16 protein-coding genes are annotated in these 16657 nt (G+C 44.9%); 2 read left to right on the plus strand and 14 right to left on the minus strand.

Annotated features, from left to right (window positions below; all coding sequences use genetic code 11):
- Positions 1 to 83 precede the first annotated feature (83 nt).
- From AB4263_RS05950 to yceD, 13 genes are all read right to left on the minus strand, one after another.
- Complete coding sequence (locus AB4263_RS05950) at positions 84 to 851, minus strand: TatD family hydrolase (RefSeq protein ID WP_017063483.1); 768 nt, start codon at positions 849 to 851, stop codon at positions 84 to 86.
- Positions 842 to 1807: a DNA polymerase III subunit delta' gene (locus AB4263_RS05955; protein ID WP_017062147.1), complete on the minus strand. Its 966-nt coding sequence runs from the start codon at positions 1805 to 1807 to the stop codon at positions 842 to 844. Before AB4263_RS05955 ends, AB4263_RS05950 begins: the two co-directional genes overlap by 10 nt.
- A 6-nt stretch (positions 1808 to 1813) precedes the next feature.
- Positions 1814 to 2446 (minus strand): dTMP kinase, encoded by a 633-nt coding sequence (tmk, locus tag AB4263_RS05960; RefSeq protein ID WP_239830243.1) that lies wholly within the window; start codon positions 2444 to 2446, stop codon positions 1814 to 1816.
- A gap of 10 nt (positions 2447 to 2456) precedes the next feature.
- Positions 2457 to 3473 (minus strand): endolytic transglycosylase MltG, encoded by a 1017-nt coding sequence (mltG, locus tag AB4263_RS05965; protein ID WP_372097867.1) that lies wholly within the window; start codon positions 3471 to 3473, stop codon positions 2457 to 2459.
- Positions 3470 to 4348 carry an aminodeoxychorismate lyase gene (gene pabC, locus AB4263_RS05970; RefSeq protein ID WP_372097869.1) on the minus strand — a complete coding sequence of 293 codons (879 nt, stop codon included), beginning with the start codon at positions 4346 to 4348 and terminating at the stop codon, positions 3470 to 3472. The genes mltG and pabC overlap by 4 nt, the downstream gene beginning before the upstream one ends.
- 104 nt (positions 4349 to 4452) lie before the next feature.
- Entirely contained in the window at positions 4453 to 5697 is a 1245-nt protein-coding gene (gene fabF, locus AB4263_RS05975; protein WP_010437291.1) for a beta-ketoacyl-ACP synthase II, read from the minus strand.
- 93 nt (positions 5698 to 5790) lie between these two features.
- Positions 5791 to 6024 (minus strand): acyl carrier protein, encoded by a 234-nt coding sequence (gene acpP / locus AB4263_RS05980; protein ID WP_004737381.1) that lies wholly within the window; start codon positions 6022 to 6024, stop codon positions 5791 to 5793.
- A 166-nt stretch (positions 6025 to 6190) separates the two neighbouring features.
- On the minus strand, positions 6191 to 6925 hold the full coding sequence (gene fabG, locus AB4263_RS05985; protein ID WP_029235138.1) for a 3-oxoacyl-ACP reductase FabG: 735 nt from the start codon (positions 6923 to 6925) through the stop codon (positions 6191 to 6193).
- A gap of 25 nt (positions 6926 to 6950) precedes the next feature.
- Positions 6951 to 7874 carry an ACP S-malonyltransferase gene (gene fabD / locus AB4263_RS05990; protein ID WP_017063479.1) on the minus strand — a complete coding sequence of 308 codons (924 nt, stop codon included), beginning with the start codon at positions 7872 to 7874 and terminating at the stop codon, positions 6951 to 6953.
- 80 nt (positions 7875 to 7954) lie between these two features.
- The gene (locus tag AB4263_RS05995; protein WP_017054985.1) at positions 7955 to 8905 is read right to left on the minus strand and encodes a beta-ketoacyl-ACP synthase III; all 951 of its coding nucleotides are present in this window, start codon (positions 8903 to 8905) and stop codon (positions 7955 to 7957) included.
- A gap of 5 nt (positions 8906 to 8910) precedes the next feature.
- On the minus strand, positions 8911 to 9936 hold the full coding sequence (plsX, locus tag AB4263_RS06000) for a phosphate acyltransferase PlsX (protein WP_017062152.1): 1026 nt from the start codon (positions 9934 to 9936) through the stop codon (positions 8911 to 8913).
- A gap of 9 nt (positions 9937 to 9945) precedes the next feature.
- Positions 9946 to 10116: a 50S ribosomal protein L32 gene (gene rpmF, locus AB4263_RS06005; protein WP_004737376.1), complete on the minus strand. Its 171-nt coding sequence runs from the start codon at positions 10114 to 10116 to the stop codon at positions 9946 to 9948.
- Positions 10117 to 10151: 35 nt separating this feature from the next.
- Positions 10152 to 10679 carry a 23S rRNA accumulation protein YceD gene (yceD, locus tag AB4263_RS06010; protein WP_017062153.1) on the minus strand — a complete coding sequence of 176 codons (528 nt, stop codon included), beginning with the start codon at positions 10677 to 10679 and terminating at the stop codon, positions 10152 to 10154.
- Between the two features lie 149 nt (positions 10680 to 10828).
- On the opposite strand from yceD, the gene AB4263_RS06015 reads away from it, so the two are divergent.
- A complete protein-coding gene (locus AB4263_RS06015; protein WP_372097871.1) occupies positions 10829 to 11410 on the plus strand; it encodes a nucleoside triphosphate pyrophosphatase in 582 nt (193 codons plus the stop codon).
- A 259-nt stretch (positions 11411 to 11669) separates the two neighbouring features.
- On the opposite strand, the gene rluC is transcribed toward AB4263_RS06015, so the two are convergent.
- A complete protein-coding gene (gene rluC, locus AB4263_RS06020) occupies positions 11670 to 12614 on the minus strand; it encodes a 23S rRNA pseudouridine(955/2504/2580) synthase RluC (protein WP_017078123.1) in 945 nt (314 codons plus the stop codon).
- A 618-nt stretch (positions 12615 to 13232) separates the two neighbouring features.
- Between rluC and rne the strand changes: the two genes are divergently transcribed.
- Entirely contained in the window at positions 13233 to 16400 is a 3168-nt protein-coding gene (gene rne, locus AB4263_RS06025) for a ribonuclease E (RefSeq protein WP_372097873.1), read from the plus strand.
- Positions 16401 to 16657: the final 257 nt, after the last annotated feature.

Consider the following 16657-nt stretch of genomic DNA (forward strand, 5'->3'; position numbering starts at 1 on the left):
AAACATTAAAAAAAAACGTATTTTTGGTGTTCAAAAACACAAAAAGGGAGCTTTTGCTCCCTTTTATTTGTTTACTTAGATTTTTATCGCAAAAAAAGTTTTTGGTAATTTTTGGTCGTTTGTTCGGCAACCTCTTTCATCGACACACCTTTTAATTGCGCAATGTAGGCCGCCACTTCGACGACATATGCAGGCTGATTCTGCTTTCCACGATATGGAATGGGCGCCAAGTATGGAGAATCCGTCTCGATCAGCAACCTGTTTAGCGGTAGGTTTTTAACAACTTCTTTAAGTTCTGTAGCCTGCTTAAAGGTCACAATGCCTGAAATTGAGATATAGAAACCTAGTTCCATTGCTGCTTCTGCGAATGCTTGATCTTCGGTAAAGCAGTGAATCACACCGCCACACTTCTCAGCTCCGCCATCACGTAAAATAGCTAATGTGTCTTCACGTGCGTTACGAGTGTGAATGATCAAAGGTTTATTCAGCTCAACGGCTAACTCAACATGCTGCTTAAATCGTAGCTGTTGCAGCTCCGCCGTCTCTGGTTGGTAGTGATAATCTAAACCTGTCTCTCCAATCGCCACAACCTTAGGGTTGCTCGCGTATTCACGCATTGTCTCTAGGCTGAAATCACTTTCAACATCGAGAGGGTGAACGCCACAAGAGGCTTTAACGTTATCAAACGGCGAGATCATCTCGAGCATATTTTCAAACGAATCGAGTGTCACACCGACAGAAAGCAATTGGTCTACATTAGCAGCCTTCGCCTTGTTAACCACATCTTCTACGCTGGTGTGTAAATCTTGGTAATCCAGTTTGTCTAAATGACAGTGGGAATCTACGAACATGTTTCCTCGCAAGTGGCTATCAGCCAATTCATTATGAGTAGCTCCGTATTGAGCCCAGGGTGTTGCTTTAACTGCTCAATCAATGTCAGCAGTTTATTCGATGCTGCATAAGCACTTTGATAAGACATCGCCTCACACAGTGCTTTCGCACTCGGAGTGAAAGCCTGATTCGCCAAACCAAAATGCAGCTTCTGTACATCTGACAATAGATGCCAAAGCCAGCCAAGTTGAATCAAAGGGTCTTTGCTAAGCTCTGTAGAGAACTTTAGCATGTCAGGTTGAGTGCCTTTTATCACATTCACAAAGCCATCGAGCGCTTTTGTTGAAGCTTCAACGCCACCTTGCTCAAACATCGCTTTTGCTTTTAAAGGCGCGTTGTCATTGAGTGCTAAAATATACTGCGGTACCGCTTTGCCCACTTCACCATCTAACCACGCTGATGCTGTCTCTAACTGCGGACTAACCACATTGAATTGCTGACAACGGCTAATAATAGTCGGCATTAAGCGATTACTGTTACGAGTAGACAGAATGAAGATGCACTTGCTTGATGGCTCTTCCAGAGTTTTCAATAGTGCGTTGGAAGCCGATTCGTTCATTGCTTCAGCAGGGTTAAGCAAAATAACGCGCAAACCACCTAACTGAGAAGACTCTTGAGCCCAGCGGTTACTGGCACGCACTTGATCAACCGTGATCGACTTACCTTCTTTCTCGGGTGAGATCACATGAAAATCAGGATGACTGCCCGACTTCATTAACTCACAGCTGTGGCAAAACCCGCACGACTCGCTTTCATAGTTCGTGCACATCAATGCGTCGGTAAGTTGGCTAATCAAAGCATCAACGCCGAGCCCTTCCGGTGCATTAACAATCACAGAGTTAGGAAAACGCTCCGCATCGAGACTTTTTTTCCACTCACTCCATACCGGTGTGAGCCAAGAATACACTTCAGCCATGACTACCTACTGTTTGTCGAGCCAAGCACCAAGCGCTTGCTTAATATCAGCAGCCACTTGATCGATCTCTTGTTGCGCGTTAATCACAAGAACCGTGTCGTCTTGTGCAGCAATTTCAAGGTAACGCTCACGTGTACGGTCGAAGAATGAGATATCCATCTTTTCGATTCTATCTAGCTCACCACGACCACGTGCGCGCTCAAGCCCTACTCTAGGGTCTAAGTCCAAGTATAGGGTTAGATCTGGCTTAAAATCGCCTAGCGTGGTTGCTTTCAATGATTCCATCGTAGTGCGTGCGATTTGACGACCGCCCCCTTGATAAGCCTGAGAAGACATATCATGGCGATCACCCAATACCCACTTACCACTGTCTAGTGCAGGCTTAATCACGTTTTCTACTAATTGAACGCGTGCAGCGTACATCAGCAGTAACTCAGTCATGTCTTGAAGCTTTTCGCCTTCGTGTTCTTCTTTAACCAGTGAACGCATCTTTTCTGCCAACACGGTACCGCCCGGTTCACGAGTGTTGACGAGTTCTTCTACACCAGATGCTTTCAATGTTTCTACGATGGCATTGATTGCAGTGCTTTTACCTGCGCCTTCAAGGCCTTCAACCACGATAAATTTCGACTGATTCATAATTCTTTCTTTATTTGTTTTTTCTTAATTGCTTTAAGTAAGCTCGTACTGCACGGTTGTGCTCAGCCAAACTCTTTGAAAATACGTGACCGCCTGTTCCGCTCGCAACGAAATACAGGTAGTTGCTGTTCTCTGGGTTCAGAGCTGCATTAATTGACGCTCGACCCGCCATAGCGATCGGCGTAGGTGGCAAACCGCTCATTGTGTATGTGTTGTACGGCGTTGGTGTGCGCAGATCTTTCTTACGGATATTGCCTTTGTAGCTGTCACCCATGCCATAGATAACCGTTGGGTCAGTTTGCAAACGCATACGCTTGTTCAAACGGTTAACGAATACAGAAGACACACGCTCGCGCTCTGAAGCAACGGCGGTTTCTTTCTCAATGATAGACGCAAGAATCAGAGCTTCATAAGGTGACTTAAGAGGCAGTTTATCCGCTCTGTTTTCCCATTCATCGTTCACAACGTTCATTAGGTCACGATGGGCGCGTTTCAACAAATCTAAATCGGTTGTGCCGTAGGTGTAGTGATAGGTTTCCGCTAAGAAAAGACCTTCTAGCTTCTCATTTTCGATGCCCAGCTTTTCAGCGATCTCTTTTTCAGAAACACCATCCAACGTCTGTTGAATGAATTCGTTGTCTTTTAGCTGCACAAGCCATTCATCAAAGCGACTACCTTCAACGAAGGTAATCGTGAATTGGTGTTCTTTGCCCTCAACAAGTACTTGTAGTGCCTGCTCTAGAGTCAAACCCGGCTCTAGCAAAAATGTACCCGCTTTTACGTCAACCAGCTCAGGATGCAACTTACGGATTAATTTCTCGTAAGGAGATGCCTCAAACAGCCCCTCGTTAATCAACTGGGCTAGAACGCGGTTAAAGCTGCTACCTGAAGCAACAGTCACGACTTGTGGTTTTTCTAATTGAATAACTTGTTTCAGGTTATCTTGCGCTTGGTTGTAAACATAAAAACCAGCAGCACCGGCTGCAATTAAGCACAAGATAATAAAAATAAATAACTTTTTGATCACGAGTTTAGTTGTCCTTGAAGGCTACGAGTAATGGTTCCAATGTTAAATTGGGTATCACTAATACGGGTAACTGGGGCAACCCCTAAAATGGAGTTTGTCATGAAAACCTCATCAGCTTGCATGAGTTGAGATAAGCAGTAGTCACTAATTGTAACGGAAAGTTCAGCCTGATTCAGCGCGGTTAACACTTGCTTACGCATAACCCCCGCGACACCACTTTGAGTGAGTTGAGGTGTGTATATCGACTGACCTTTGCGCCAGAACAGATTGGCCATGGTGGTTTCAATCACATTGCCCGATATATCAAGAACCACGCCATCCACTTCATTAGCTTGATCCATTTCATCTTTCATCAAAATCTGCTCAAGGCGATTATTGTGCTTATGGCCAGCCAGTAGTGGGCTCAAACCTAGCGCTTGATGGCAGATACCGAGTTCAACACCGGAGTCTTGCCACGCTGAATAATGGCTTGGGTAATCAAAGGTACTGATGGTGATTGTCGGCTTGGCGATATTCTTGGTACTGTAGCCACGCCCACCCGCTCCACGACTAACGTGCAGCTTGATCACTGCTTTTTGATTATGAGGCTTGTTGGCGTTATGGAGCTTCTTTGAACCATCAAGGCTCTTTGTGCCATGAAGAGCGTTATGTTGGATGTGTTGAAGCGCAGTATCGAGCCAAAGACTAACAACATCCCAATCAAGAGCAGAAATGCGTAGCGCTTTAAGGCACTCGTCGACACGGTGCTGATGCTCGTGAAGATGTTGTATCTCACCATCACTCACGAGCATTGTCGTAAAACAGCCGTCTCCGTACTGAAACGAGCGATCCAAAATATCGATAGTTTGCTGGCTTTCTCCATCAACCCAAAACATGTTTTTCCCCATAAAAAGAAACGGCTCAATGCTAAAGCATCAAGCCGTTTAAAAACAAGTCTAATTGTGACTATCTACGAGTGTTTACGTCTTTAATAAGATGATTAAATCTTTTTGAAGATCAAACAGCCGTTTGTACCACCGAAACCGAATGAGTTACATGCAGCATATTCCATGTTGCTAACTTCACGCGCAGTGTGAGGTACTAAGTCAATATCTAAGCCTTCTTCAGGATCATCTAGGTTGATTGTTGGTGGAACAATTTGGTCAACCAGAGACATAGCCGTGATGATAGCTTCAGCAGAACCAGCAGCACCTAGAAGGTGGCCTGTCATTGATTTCGTAGAAGAAACCAATACTTGCTTGCTGCCTGCTTCGCCAAGAGCACGCTTGATGCCCTTAACTTCCGCTACGTCACCAGCAGGAGTCGAAGTACCGTGTGCGTTTACATAACCGATTTGTTCACCAGTAATGCCAGCATCACGCATAGCCGCTTCCATTGCTAGTGCGCCACCTGAGCCATCTTCACTTGGAGATGTCATGTGGTAAGCGTCACCCGACATACCGAAGCCAACTAGCTCACAGTAAATCTTAGCGCCACGAGCTTTCGCATGTTCGTACTCTTCAAGAACCATCATGCCTGCACCGTCGCCAAGAACGAAGCCATCACGGCCTTTGTCCCATGGACGAGAAGCTTTTTGAGGCTCATCATTACGAGTAGAAAGTGCTTTAGCCGCACCAAAACCGCCCATACCTAGTGGAGTTGATGCTTTTTCAGCACCACCCGCTAGCATTGCGTCTGCATCGCCGTATGCAATCATACGAGCCGCGTGACCAATGTTATGTAGGCCAGTCGTACATGCAGTAGAAATCGCGATGTTTGGACCGCGTAGGCCACGCATGATAGACATGTGACCAGCAATCATATTCACGATCGTCGACGGTACGAAGAACGGGCTGATCTTACGAGGGCCTTTTTCAGTTAGAGCTTGGTGACCGGCTTCGATCAAACCAAGACCACCAATACCAGAACCGATAGCAACACCCACACGTGGAGCGTTTTCTTCAGTAATAGTTAGGGCTGAATCATCTAAAGCTTGAATACCTGCTGCGACGCCGTACTGGATGAACAAGTCCATCTTACGAGCATCTTTTTTAGTCATATACTCTTCGCAGTTAAAGTCTTTAACTAGACCTGCAAAACGAGTTGAGAAATTGGTTGCATCAAAATGATCGATATTAACGATACCACTTTGACCAGCTAGCAGGGCTTTCCAAGAAGATTCTACAGTGTTGCCTACCGGTGACAACATACCCATGCCAGTGACAACTACACGACGCTTGGACACGATTTTACACTCCGGGGATTGAGGTGATTTAAGATGAGGATAGATGAGTTAGATAAAACACAGGCGGTCGAGGTGACCGCCTGGGAGAGATTATTACTGAGCGCTAGTTACGTAATCGATAGCTGCTTGAACAGTAGTAATTTTCTCAGCTTCTTCATCTGGGATTTCAGTGTCAAATTCTTCTTCTAGAGCCATTACTAGCTCTACTGTGTCTAGAGAATCTGCACCTAGGTCATCAACGAAAGAAGCTTCGTTTTTAACTTCAGCTTCGTCTACACCTAGCTGTTCAACAATGATTTTCTTTACGCGTTCTTCGAGGTTGCTCATTTTTTCTTTTCCTTTACAGAGTTCGCTTTATGCGATGTTTTCCGTAGTTTATTCAATCTATTGAAAGTTGCAAGGTCAACTTTTCTGGTCAAACCACAATTTTCACGATTTTAACCGAAATTACGTATGATCTTGACTTAAATCATGCACAAATGTTGCACATAATTTACACCATGTACATACCGCCATTGACGTGAAGTGTTTCACCTGTGATATAAGCTGCCGCAGGCGACGCCAAAAATACCACAGCTTCAGCGATTTCGCGAGGGTCACCTAGTCGACCTGCTGGTACATTCGCCAAAGTTGCTGCACGTTGGTCATCATTTAGCGCTTTAGTCATGTCAGTTTCGATGAAACCAGGAGCTACAGTGTTCACTGTAACGCCACGAGACGCAACTTCACGAGCCATTGATTTAGTAAAACCAATTACGCCTGCTTTTGCAGCTGCGTAGTTAGCTTGACCAGCGTTACCCATTGTACCTACTACAGAACCAACGTTTACTATACGACCTTGACGCTTCTTCATCATGCCACGCAATACAGCTTTAGACATGCGGAAGATAGGAGTTAGGTTAGTATCGATGATGTCATTCCATTCGTCGTCTTTCATACGCATCAGTAGGTTATCACGAGTGATACCTGCGTTGTTAACTAGAATGTCAATCGCACCGAATTCATCGTTGATGGTTTTCAGTGTAGCAGCAATTGAGTCAGTATCCGTTACATTAAGAGCAAGACCTTTACCGTTCTCACCAAGGTACTCGCTGATTGCAGCTGCGCCGCCTTCAGATGTCGCAGTACCGATAACTTTAGCACCACGCTCAACTAAAAGTTCAGCGATTGCACGACCGATGCCACGGCTTGCGCCTGTAACTAGTGCAACTTTGCCTTCTAAATTCATCATAACTTCTCTATTAAGTGGTTATTTACTTAGCAGCTTCTAGTGATGCAGTATCATTAACTGCAGCAGCTGTCATAGTTTTTACGATTCGTTTTGTTAGACCAGTAAGAACTTTACCAGGGCCTAATTCAAGTAGCTTCTCAACGCCTTGCTCATTCATCGCTTGTACGCCTTCAGTCCAACGAACTGGGCTGTACAGCTGACGAACAAGTGCGTCTTTAATTTTTGCAGGATCTGTTTCAGCGATAACATCAACGTTATTGATAACAGGCAATGCTGGCGTGTTGAACTCTAGAGCTTCTAGAGCCACCGCTAGCTTGTCTGCTGCTGGCTTCATCAGTGCACAGTGAGACGGCACAGAAACAGGTAGCGGAAGTGCACGCTTAGCGCCCGCTTCTTTACAAAGTGCACCAGCACGCTCTACTGCCGCTTTGTTACCCGCGATAACAACTTGGCCAGGAGAGTTAAAGTTAACTGGAGACACAACTTCGTCTTGCGCAGCTTCTTCACACGCTTTAGCAATCGCTTCATCGTCTAGACCGATGATTGCGTACATTGCACCAACACCTGCAGGAACCGCTTCTTGCATCAGTTGACCACGTAGTTCAACCAGCTTGATCGCTTCTTTAAAGTCGATAACGCCGGCACATACAAGTGCAGAATATTCACCTAGGCTGTGACCTGCTAGATTTACAGGTTGCTCTAGGCCAAGCTCTTGCCATACACGCCAAATTGCAACAGACGCTGTTAATAGAGCCGGTTGAGTGCGAAAAGTTTCATTTAGATTTTCTACAGGACCATCTTGAACCAATGCCCATAGATCGTAACCAAGTGCTTCTGAAGCTTCAGCAAATGTCTTTTTAACAACATCATACTGTTCGCCTAGGTCAGCAAGCATACCGATAGCTTGAGAGCCTTGGCCTGGGAATACGATAGCAAATTTGCTCATTGTAATTTTCCTTTAAGCAAAGCAAAAAATTGAATAAGGCACATAAGTTATGTGCCTTGTTTGTTGATTATCGCTTGGGGTTAGAATTTAACTAACGCAGAACCCCAAGTGAAGCCGCCGCCAAATGCTTCAAGTAGAAGCGTTTGACCACGTTTAATTCGCCCGTCGCGAACAGCCTCATCAAGGGCCGTTGGTACGGTAGCTGCCGACGTATTGCCATGCTTATCAAGAGTAATCACAACTTGGTCAAGCGACATCGTCAGCTTTTTAGCGGTTGCCGAGATAATACGGTAATTCGCTTGGTGTGGAACTAACCAATCAAGCTCTGACTTATCCATATTGTTCGCCGCTAATGTGTCTTTAACTAGCTTAGAAAGCTGAGTTACCGCCACTTTAAATACTTCGTTGCCCGCCATGTGCAGCCATTTGTCTGCATCACCGCCACGCTCTGGTACTTCTAAGCTTAGAAGCTCACCGTATTTACCGTCAGAGTAAATATGAGTAGACAAAATACCTGGCTCTTCGCTTGCGCCTACAACCACCGCGCCTGCTGCATCACCAAATAGGATGATAGTAGAGCGGTCAGTCGGATCACAGGTTTTTGACAGTGCATCCGCACCAATTACCAAAACGTTCTTACACATGCCAGTCTTGATGTGTTGATCAGCAACAGACAGTGCGTAGACAAAACCAGAACACGCTGCAGCCAAATCAAACGCAGGGCAGCCTTTGATACCAAGCTTGCCTTGTACCTGACATGCCGAAGACGGGAATGTGTGGCTACTGCTGGTTGTCGCAACGATGATTAAATCAATCTCTTCTTTGTCGATACCTGCCATTTCAATGGCATTTTCAGCAGCGTAAAACGCCATATCAGCAACGGTTTCGTTTTCCGCTGAAATACGACGCTCTTTAATACCCGTTCTAGCAACGATCCACTCATCGCTAGTCTCTACCATTTTCTCTAAGTCTGCGTTAGTACGCACCTGAGATGGCAAGTAGCTGCCAGTACCTAAAATTTTGCTATACATGAAGACTAATAATGCCTCTCGAGTAAAACCGCTTCCAAACGATCGCTAATGCGGCTGGGGACTTGTCGTTTGACCTCGTGTACTGCTTCACCAATCGCGTTGACGACTGCAGACACATCAGCACTTCCATGACTTTTAATGACAATGCCGCGCAATCCTAACAAACTTGCGCCGTTATACTGGTCGGGGTTCAAGGTTTTTAATTCAGTAAATAGCTCAGAAAACAGCATTCTGGCTATCCAACCCTTTATTGTTGAAGCCATCATGCGCGTTTTTAGCTTATCAATAAAGAGCTGAGCCGTACCTTCGCACGTTTTTAAGCAGACATTGCCCACAAAACCATCACATACGACGACATCAGCAGCATCTTGAAGTAATTGATTACCTTCAATATAGCCTATGAAGTTCACAGACTGGGTATTAGACAACATTTCAGCGCATCGTTTTACAAGGTCATTGCCTTTAATTTCTTCTGCACCGATATTCAAGATAGCGACACGTGGTGCGCGACCTAAATGTTGTTCTGCTAATGCACTGCCCATGACAGCAAACTGAAACAGTGAATCTGCGTCACTAGAAACGTTCGCCCCTAAATCAAGCATCCATGTGCGATTTCCGGATGCAGTAGGCAAAGCTGAAACCAATGCAGGCCTATCAATACCGGGAAGAAGCTTGAGTCTGAAACGGGATAAAGCCATCAATGCGCCAGTGTTACCACCACTCACACAAGCATCAGCCTGTGATTCGGCAACCAGATCGATAGCGGCACGCATAGAGCTACCCTGACTATTACGTAAGGCTAGTGAAGGTTTTTCAGAATTGGAAATGACTCGATCACAATGCTGGATACTCAAACGAGAATCAGGCATTCGACCTAATGAAGATAATTGAGATGTGATCGCGTTTCGATCACCTATTAGAATGACTTTTAGCTCTGGGAAATACGACAGTGCCTGCACGGCGGCAGGCACTGTTACACGAGGACCGAAGTCCCCGCCCATTGCATCAAGCGCAACGGTTAGATTTTGCAAAGGTCAACCTTACTTGTTGATAACCTTTTTGCCGCGGTAGAAACCTTCGGCAGTCACGTTGTGACGTAGGTGAGTTTCACCTGAAGTTGCGTCTACAGAAAGTGCAGCTGTAGTTAGCGCATCGTGTGAACGACGCATGCCACGCATTGAACGTGATTTCTTGCTCTTTTGTACGGCCATTGACCCTACTCCTATGTAAATTCTTAAAGAAGCAATTACTTCTTTAAGCTTTTTAAAACATCAAATGGATTCGGCTTTTTGTCTTCCTCAATTTCTTCAGGAAGTTCACCAAACACCAAGTTATTTGAGTTAACGCTACATTTCGCATCGTCGTGCATTGCTATTTGTGGCAATCCAAGGATGAACTCGTCTTCAACTAATTGAATCAGGTCTAACTCACCGTACTCGTTCAGATCTACCAAATCGTACTCTTCCGGTGCTTCCTCTTCACTTTTCTCACTGTAAACAGGAGTATAAGTAAATTGGACATCGCACTCATGTGCGAAAACCTCATTACAACGTTGACACTCTAAATCGACTTCGACGTTAGCTTTACCAGAGATAACGACTAATCGTTGTTCATCAAGCCCAAATGACATTGAGACTTGCGCGTCACGTTTTACGCCTTCAGTTGCTTCAGTTAAACGCTTCAAAAGACTGACCTGAATGATACCATCCATATCGAGTCGTTTTTGAGCCGTTCTTGCCGGATCAACTGTACGCGGTATTTTTTCCTTTTGCATAGGGCGCGAATCTTATCTTCCAAATCGTGTTTAGTCAAAGGAAATGGCAAAAAAAATGTACTTTCCTGCCTTTCCTATTCAGAGCATTATGAATAGCAGGACAAGTTACGTTATCCTGAGATAAATGCTTCCTTGAATTGTAAATTAAAATGAGAAATTACCAACTAGTTTTAGCCTCTACATCACCATTTAGGCAAGAGATCCTCAAAAAACTACAGTTAAGCTTCATTACAGCCAAGCCAGACTGCGATGAAACGCCGCTTCCTGAAGAGACGCCTCAACAGCTGGTGATGCGCCTTGCTGAGACCAAAGCTAAGTCTTGTTCATTGGAGCAACCTAGCTTAGTCATCGGTTCTGATCAGGTTTGTGTGATTGATGGAGAGATCATAGGTAAGCCTCACACTCGAGAAAAAGCGATCGAGCAGTTATCTCGTCAAAGCGGCAAGAGCATTACTTTTTATACTGGGCTTTCGGTTTGGAACAACGAGACCAATGAAGCTGACACGCGTCTCGACACCTTTGTTGTGCATTTCCGCGATTTAACTAAGCAACAGATCATGAGTTATGTCGAGAAAGAACAGCCTTATTACTGCGCAGGCAGTTTTATGTGTGAAGGGTTAGGTATCGCGCTATTTAAACAGATGGAAGGTAAGGACCCGAATACCTTGATCGGTCTACCTCTGATCGATCTGGTTGATATGTTAGAAGCGCAAGGAATGAGCGTACTATAACGGATACCCTCTCTTTGTTAGAGATTCCCTACTCCTTCCTTCGTCAGTCTAGGGAAGGACGAAGATAGCTACATTATCCAATCAGCTCATGATGTAGAACCTTACTTTAAAAAGTCGTCATCCTCATGAACGAGGAACGAGCGAGTTGGGGATCTTCTACAACAGATGAAAACAAAAAAGGTTGACGAATTTCGTCAACCTTTTTGTTAGTAGATAGGTAAGGCTAGAAACAGCTAACCCTTTCGTATCTTGTATCTTCTTAAAGCTTACGTAGACCAGTGAGTGCTCTCTCTAGCCTTTTTTCCATTGGAGCCGAGATATCCATCTTCTCTTCGCTACCTGGGTGGGTAAACTTAATATTGGCAGCATGTAAGAACAAACGATTCAATCCTACTTTACCCGTGTAAGCATCAAAACGACGATCACCGTAACGGTCATCCCAAGCAATTGGGTGACCAGTATACTGGGCGTGTACTCGAATTTGGTGCGTACGGCCGGTAATTGGGCTTGCCTGAACTAACGTCGCATCTTGGAATTTTTCCAAAACCTTAAAACGAGTTTCAGAAGCCTTACCATTCGGGTTAACGCGAACAATGCTGTTTACTTCATTTTTCAATAAAGGGGCATTAACCACTTTACAGCTGTTCTTCCATTCGCCCATCACTAAAGCGAAGTAGTATTTTTGAACCGTTTTTTCACGGAACTGTGCTTGAAGGTGTCTTAGCGCTGAGCGCTTCTTAGCAACAAGCAAAATGCCAGACGTATCTCTATCAATACGGTGCACTAATTCAAGAAAACGAGCATCAGGGCGAAGTGCACGCAATGCTTCAATCGCGCCAAACTTTAGCCCGCTACCACCATGAACCGCAGTTCCTGATGGTTTATTCAGAATTAGCATGTGATCATCTTCATAAATGATGCACTGTTCTAATTCAGAAACCTTATTGAGTTTCGTGCTTGGCACGTTCTCTTCTGTTTTCTCTTCAATAGTGACTGGCGGGATACGAACTAAATCACCTGCTTTTAGTTTGTATTCAGCCTTGATGCGTTTTTTGTTTACGCGGACTTCGCCTTTACGCACGATTCGGTAAATCATGCTTTTCGGGATGTTTTTTAATTGGTTGCGTAAGAAGTTATCAATACGCTGACCAGCCATATCTTCGTCAATGTCGACAAATTGGACTTGGGTTCTAATTTCGCTCATTGGGCCATTGTATCACTGTCACTTTTGATAATTGAGATTTTCTTAACCCTATTCTGAACTTATTTATCTATAATCCCTGCCGATCTATCCCTAAAAGGTCATTGAAGTTCTATATTTCTTTGATTCTTCGAACAAAAAAGCACCAAGCTTCCTGCAAATTAAAATATCAATTGATAAATTATTTATAGACAGTGAGTTAGAGCTATCAAAACCCAAACAAAAACTGTTTTTTTTTCCGCATTACGACAAAGCAGATTGCTGTGTTTACCGACCACTGCTATAGTTCACAGCTGCTATCAATGGATTGACTAATATTTAAACAGCTAACCATTCATAAGCAAGTAAATGAGTAGATGACTCAGATTAGACAGTGCTGCAATCGGCGTAAGACACGGTCAACTGAGTTCCTTATCGCTCTACTCACGTACACTCATGTTGAGTATTCACCGCCACATCGCGGATCATAGGCTAACTCCCTATGATGACTGACGTGCCCCAGAGCATCCCTACTCCAGCCGGGAGGCTGCACCGATAAAGCCATGGGATCTGGCACCATGAGAAACGAATAAAGCGATAAGACCAATGATGAAAATAAGAAAAGACAATGAGAATTTCTAAATGAAAAGAATGTTAATTAACGCAACTCAAAAAGAAGAGTTGCGTGTCGCTTTGGTTGATGGCCAGCGACTGTTCGATCTAGATATCGAAAGTCCAGGTCACGAGTCAAAGAAAGCGAATATCTACAAAGGACGTATTACCCGTATTGAACCAAGCCTAGAAGCGGCATTCGTTGATTACGGCGCAGAACGTCACGGTTTCCTCCCTCTTAAAGAAATTGCCCGCGAATACTTCCCTGAAGGTTATACATACCAAGGCCGTCCTAGCATTAAAGAAGTGCTAAAAGAAGGCCAAGAAGTAATCGTACAAGTAGAGAAAGAAGAACGTGGTAGCAAAGGTGCTGCACTGACAACTTTCATCTCTTTGGCTGGTAGTTACTTAGTTCTTATGCCTAATAACCCTCGTGCTGGCGGTATTTCTCGTCGTATCGAAGGTGATGAACGCACTCAACTGAAAGCAGCATTAAGCACTCTTGAGCTTCCTCAAGGTATGGGCTTAATCGTGCGTACAGCGGGTGTTGGCAAAAGCGCAGAAGAGCTAGAGTGGGACCTGAATGTTCTATTGAACCATTGGGGCGCTATCAAGCAAGCTTCTGATTCAAATGCAGCTCCTTTCCTAATTCACCAAGAGAGTAACGTTATTGTTCGCGCAATTCGTGACTACCTACGTCGTGATATTGGCGAGATTCTAATCGACAGCAATACTATTTTTGAACGTGCACAAGCGCACATTCAATTAATACGCCCAGATTTCATGAATCGCGTTAAGAAATACGATGGTGAAGTGCCACTATTCAGCCATTACCAGATTGAAAGCCAGATCGAATCTGCTTTCCAACGTGAAGTTCGTCTTCCATCTGGTGGTTCTATCGTAATCGACCCAACAGAAGCACTGACTTCTATCGATATCAACTCTGCTCGTGCAACAAAGGGCGGCGATATTGAAGAAACAGCACTTAACACTAACCTAGAAGCTGCCGATGAAATTGCACGTCAATTACGTCTACGTGACCTAGGTGGTCTTGTTGTAATCGACTTTATCGATATGACCCCGGTTCGCCACCAACGCGAAGTAGAAAGCCGTCTACGTGATGCCGTTCGTTTAGATCGCGCACGTGTTCAGATTGGTCGTATTTCTCGCTTTGGTCTTCTAGAGATGTCTCGTCAACGTTTGAGCCCATCACTAGCAGAAGCAAGCCACCACATTTGTCCTCGTTGTACAGGTACTGGTGTTGTTCGTGATAACGAATCTCTAGCACTTTCTGTTCTACGTTTGATTGAAGAAGAAGCTCTAAAAGACAACACAGCACAAGTACTTGCTGTTGTGCCTGTTCCAATCGCTTCTTACCTTCTGAACGAAAAACGTCGCTCAGTAAACCACATCGAGAAGAACCAAGAAGTTAAGATCACTGTTGTTCCTAACTCAGACATGGAAACGCCGCATTTTGAGGTTATCCGTGTTCGTGAAGGTGAAGAGTTCGATCTACTATCTTACTTGCTGCCTAACAAGCTAGAAGCTCTAAAAGAAGCGGAAAGCAAAGAGCCTGCTGAACAGACTATTCGTCCTAAGAAGATCGAAGAACCTGCTCTGAAAGGCTTCGCAGCTCCTGCTCAATCAGCACCAACTCCTGCTCCAGCACCTAAAGCTGTAGAAGAGAAGAAAGCTGAACCAGCATCGACTCAAGAACCAGGCCTAATTGGTCGTTTCTTCAAAGCTATCGGTAGCTTCTTATTTGGCTCTTCAACTCAAGAAGAGAAAAAAGAAGAAGAGAAGAAAGAAGAAGAAAAACCTAAAAACAATCGTAACAACGGCAACCGTCAACGCCGTGATCGTAACGATAACCGTCGTCGTAACCAACGTGGTGAGCGTGGCGAACAGCGTAACGACCGTGGTGAACGTGGTGACAATCGTAACGAAAACCGTGACAACAAACGCCGCCGTAAGCCAGCTCGTGATGAGAAGCCTGAAGAGCAAAAAGAAGCAGCTCCACAGCAAACTCGTCAGCCTCGCAAGCCTAAGCAAGACCGTCGCAACAAGCCACGTGATGAGCAGAAGCAACGCGAAGAGCAAGCACCATCTAAATTAGCAGAAGAAGGTCTACAGCTAGCAGCAGAAGCACAAGCTGGTAAACCGGAAGCGCCTAAGGCTAAACCTGAAGCGAAAGCAGCTAAGATTAAAGAGCGTCGTCAGCGTCGTAAACTGAACAAGCAAGTTCGTGTTAAAGACCAACAAGCTCAAGCTGAAGATAACGCTTCAAAAGAGCAGGTTGCTGCTAAAGAACTATCTGTTTCAAAAGAACAGTCAGTAGCTCAAGAGCAAAAAGTTGCGGAACAAGTAGAAGCAACTCAAGCGAATGCAGAGCAAACTGAACAGGAAGAGCCGAAACAACGTCGTAACCGTCGTTCTCCACGTCACCTACGTGCAAGTGGTCAACGTCGTCGTCGCGGTCGTGATCGTCGCCCTAACCCATTCCGCCTACGTAAAGGTGGTGTAGCTTCTCCAGAGATGGCTATGGGTAAAGTGATGCCTCGCTTCATTCCAAAACCTCACCACAAGCAGGCAAAGCCTGAAGTGGCTGAAGTTCAAGTAGCAGCTGAAGCTCAAACATCTGTTCAAGAGCAGAATGTTGCTCTAGAGACGGCACCACAAAGCAACGTAGCAATGACTGGCGGCTTCGCATGTCCAGAGCTTGCAATGGGTAAAGTTATCATCCGTCGTGAAGATGCTGCTGTTGAAGCTCAAGTAGCTGAGACTCCTGCTGTAGTTGAAGCTCCTGCAGTCGTTGAAGAAGCACCAGTGGTTGTTGAAACCGCGAAAGTTGAAGCTCCAGTGATTGCAGAAGCGACGAAAGTTGAAGCGCCTGTTGTAGCAGAAGCTGTGCAAGCAGAAGCAACACCAGTTGTTGAAGCTGAAGCGCCTAAAGCTGAAAGTGCAAAAGTTGAAGAAGCACCTGTTGTTAAAGCAGAAGCTCCTAAAGCGGCACCAAAGGCAACTGTTGCTAAGAAGCAAGCCGGTTCACCAATGACTAAAGCTCCTGGTCCTCAAGAGATCAAAGAGATTGAAGTGATTGCAGCTCCGTTCCGCACTGAACGTTTTGTATCGAAAGGTGCAGGCAGTCAGGCAGCGTCGAACAAAGCTGGCGCGGCGATGACTAAGCCAAACTACTAGTGATTACTGATAGGTAATCGCGAGTAAATAGAATCAAAGGCTGCTTATTAAAGCAGCCTTTTTCATATCTACTAATCGAATAAAAATTAACAGATATATTACTCAAAGTTAGGTTCAACCTTGAACTTAATCACATTTTTGGGTAGCATTCGCGCACTTATCTTTTCGACACTTCGCTATTGCCGCTCTTTTCCATCACTGTTTGGCTACGCAATACACCCGTGTCGGTAAATCCATCTTAAGCATAGCTGAGCAAA

Source organism: Vibrio sp. 10N.261.55.C5 (assembly GCF_041470505.1).
Taxonomy (GTDB): domain Bacteria; phylum Pseudomonadota; class Gammaproteobacteria; order Enterobacterales; family Vibrionaceae; genus Vibrio; species Vibrio crassostreae_C.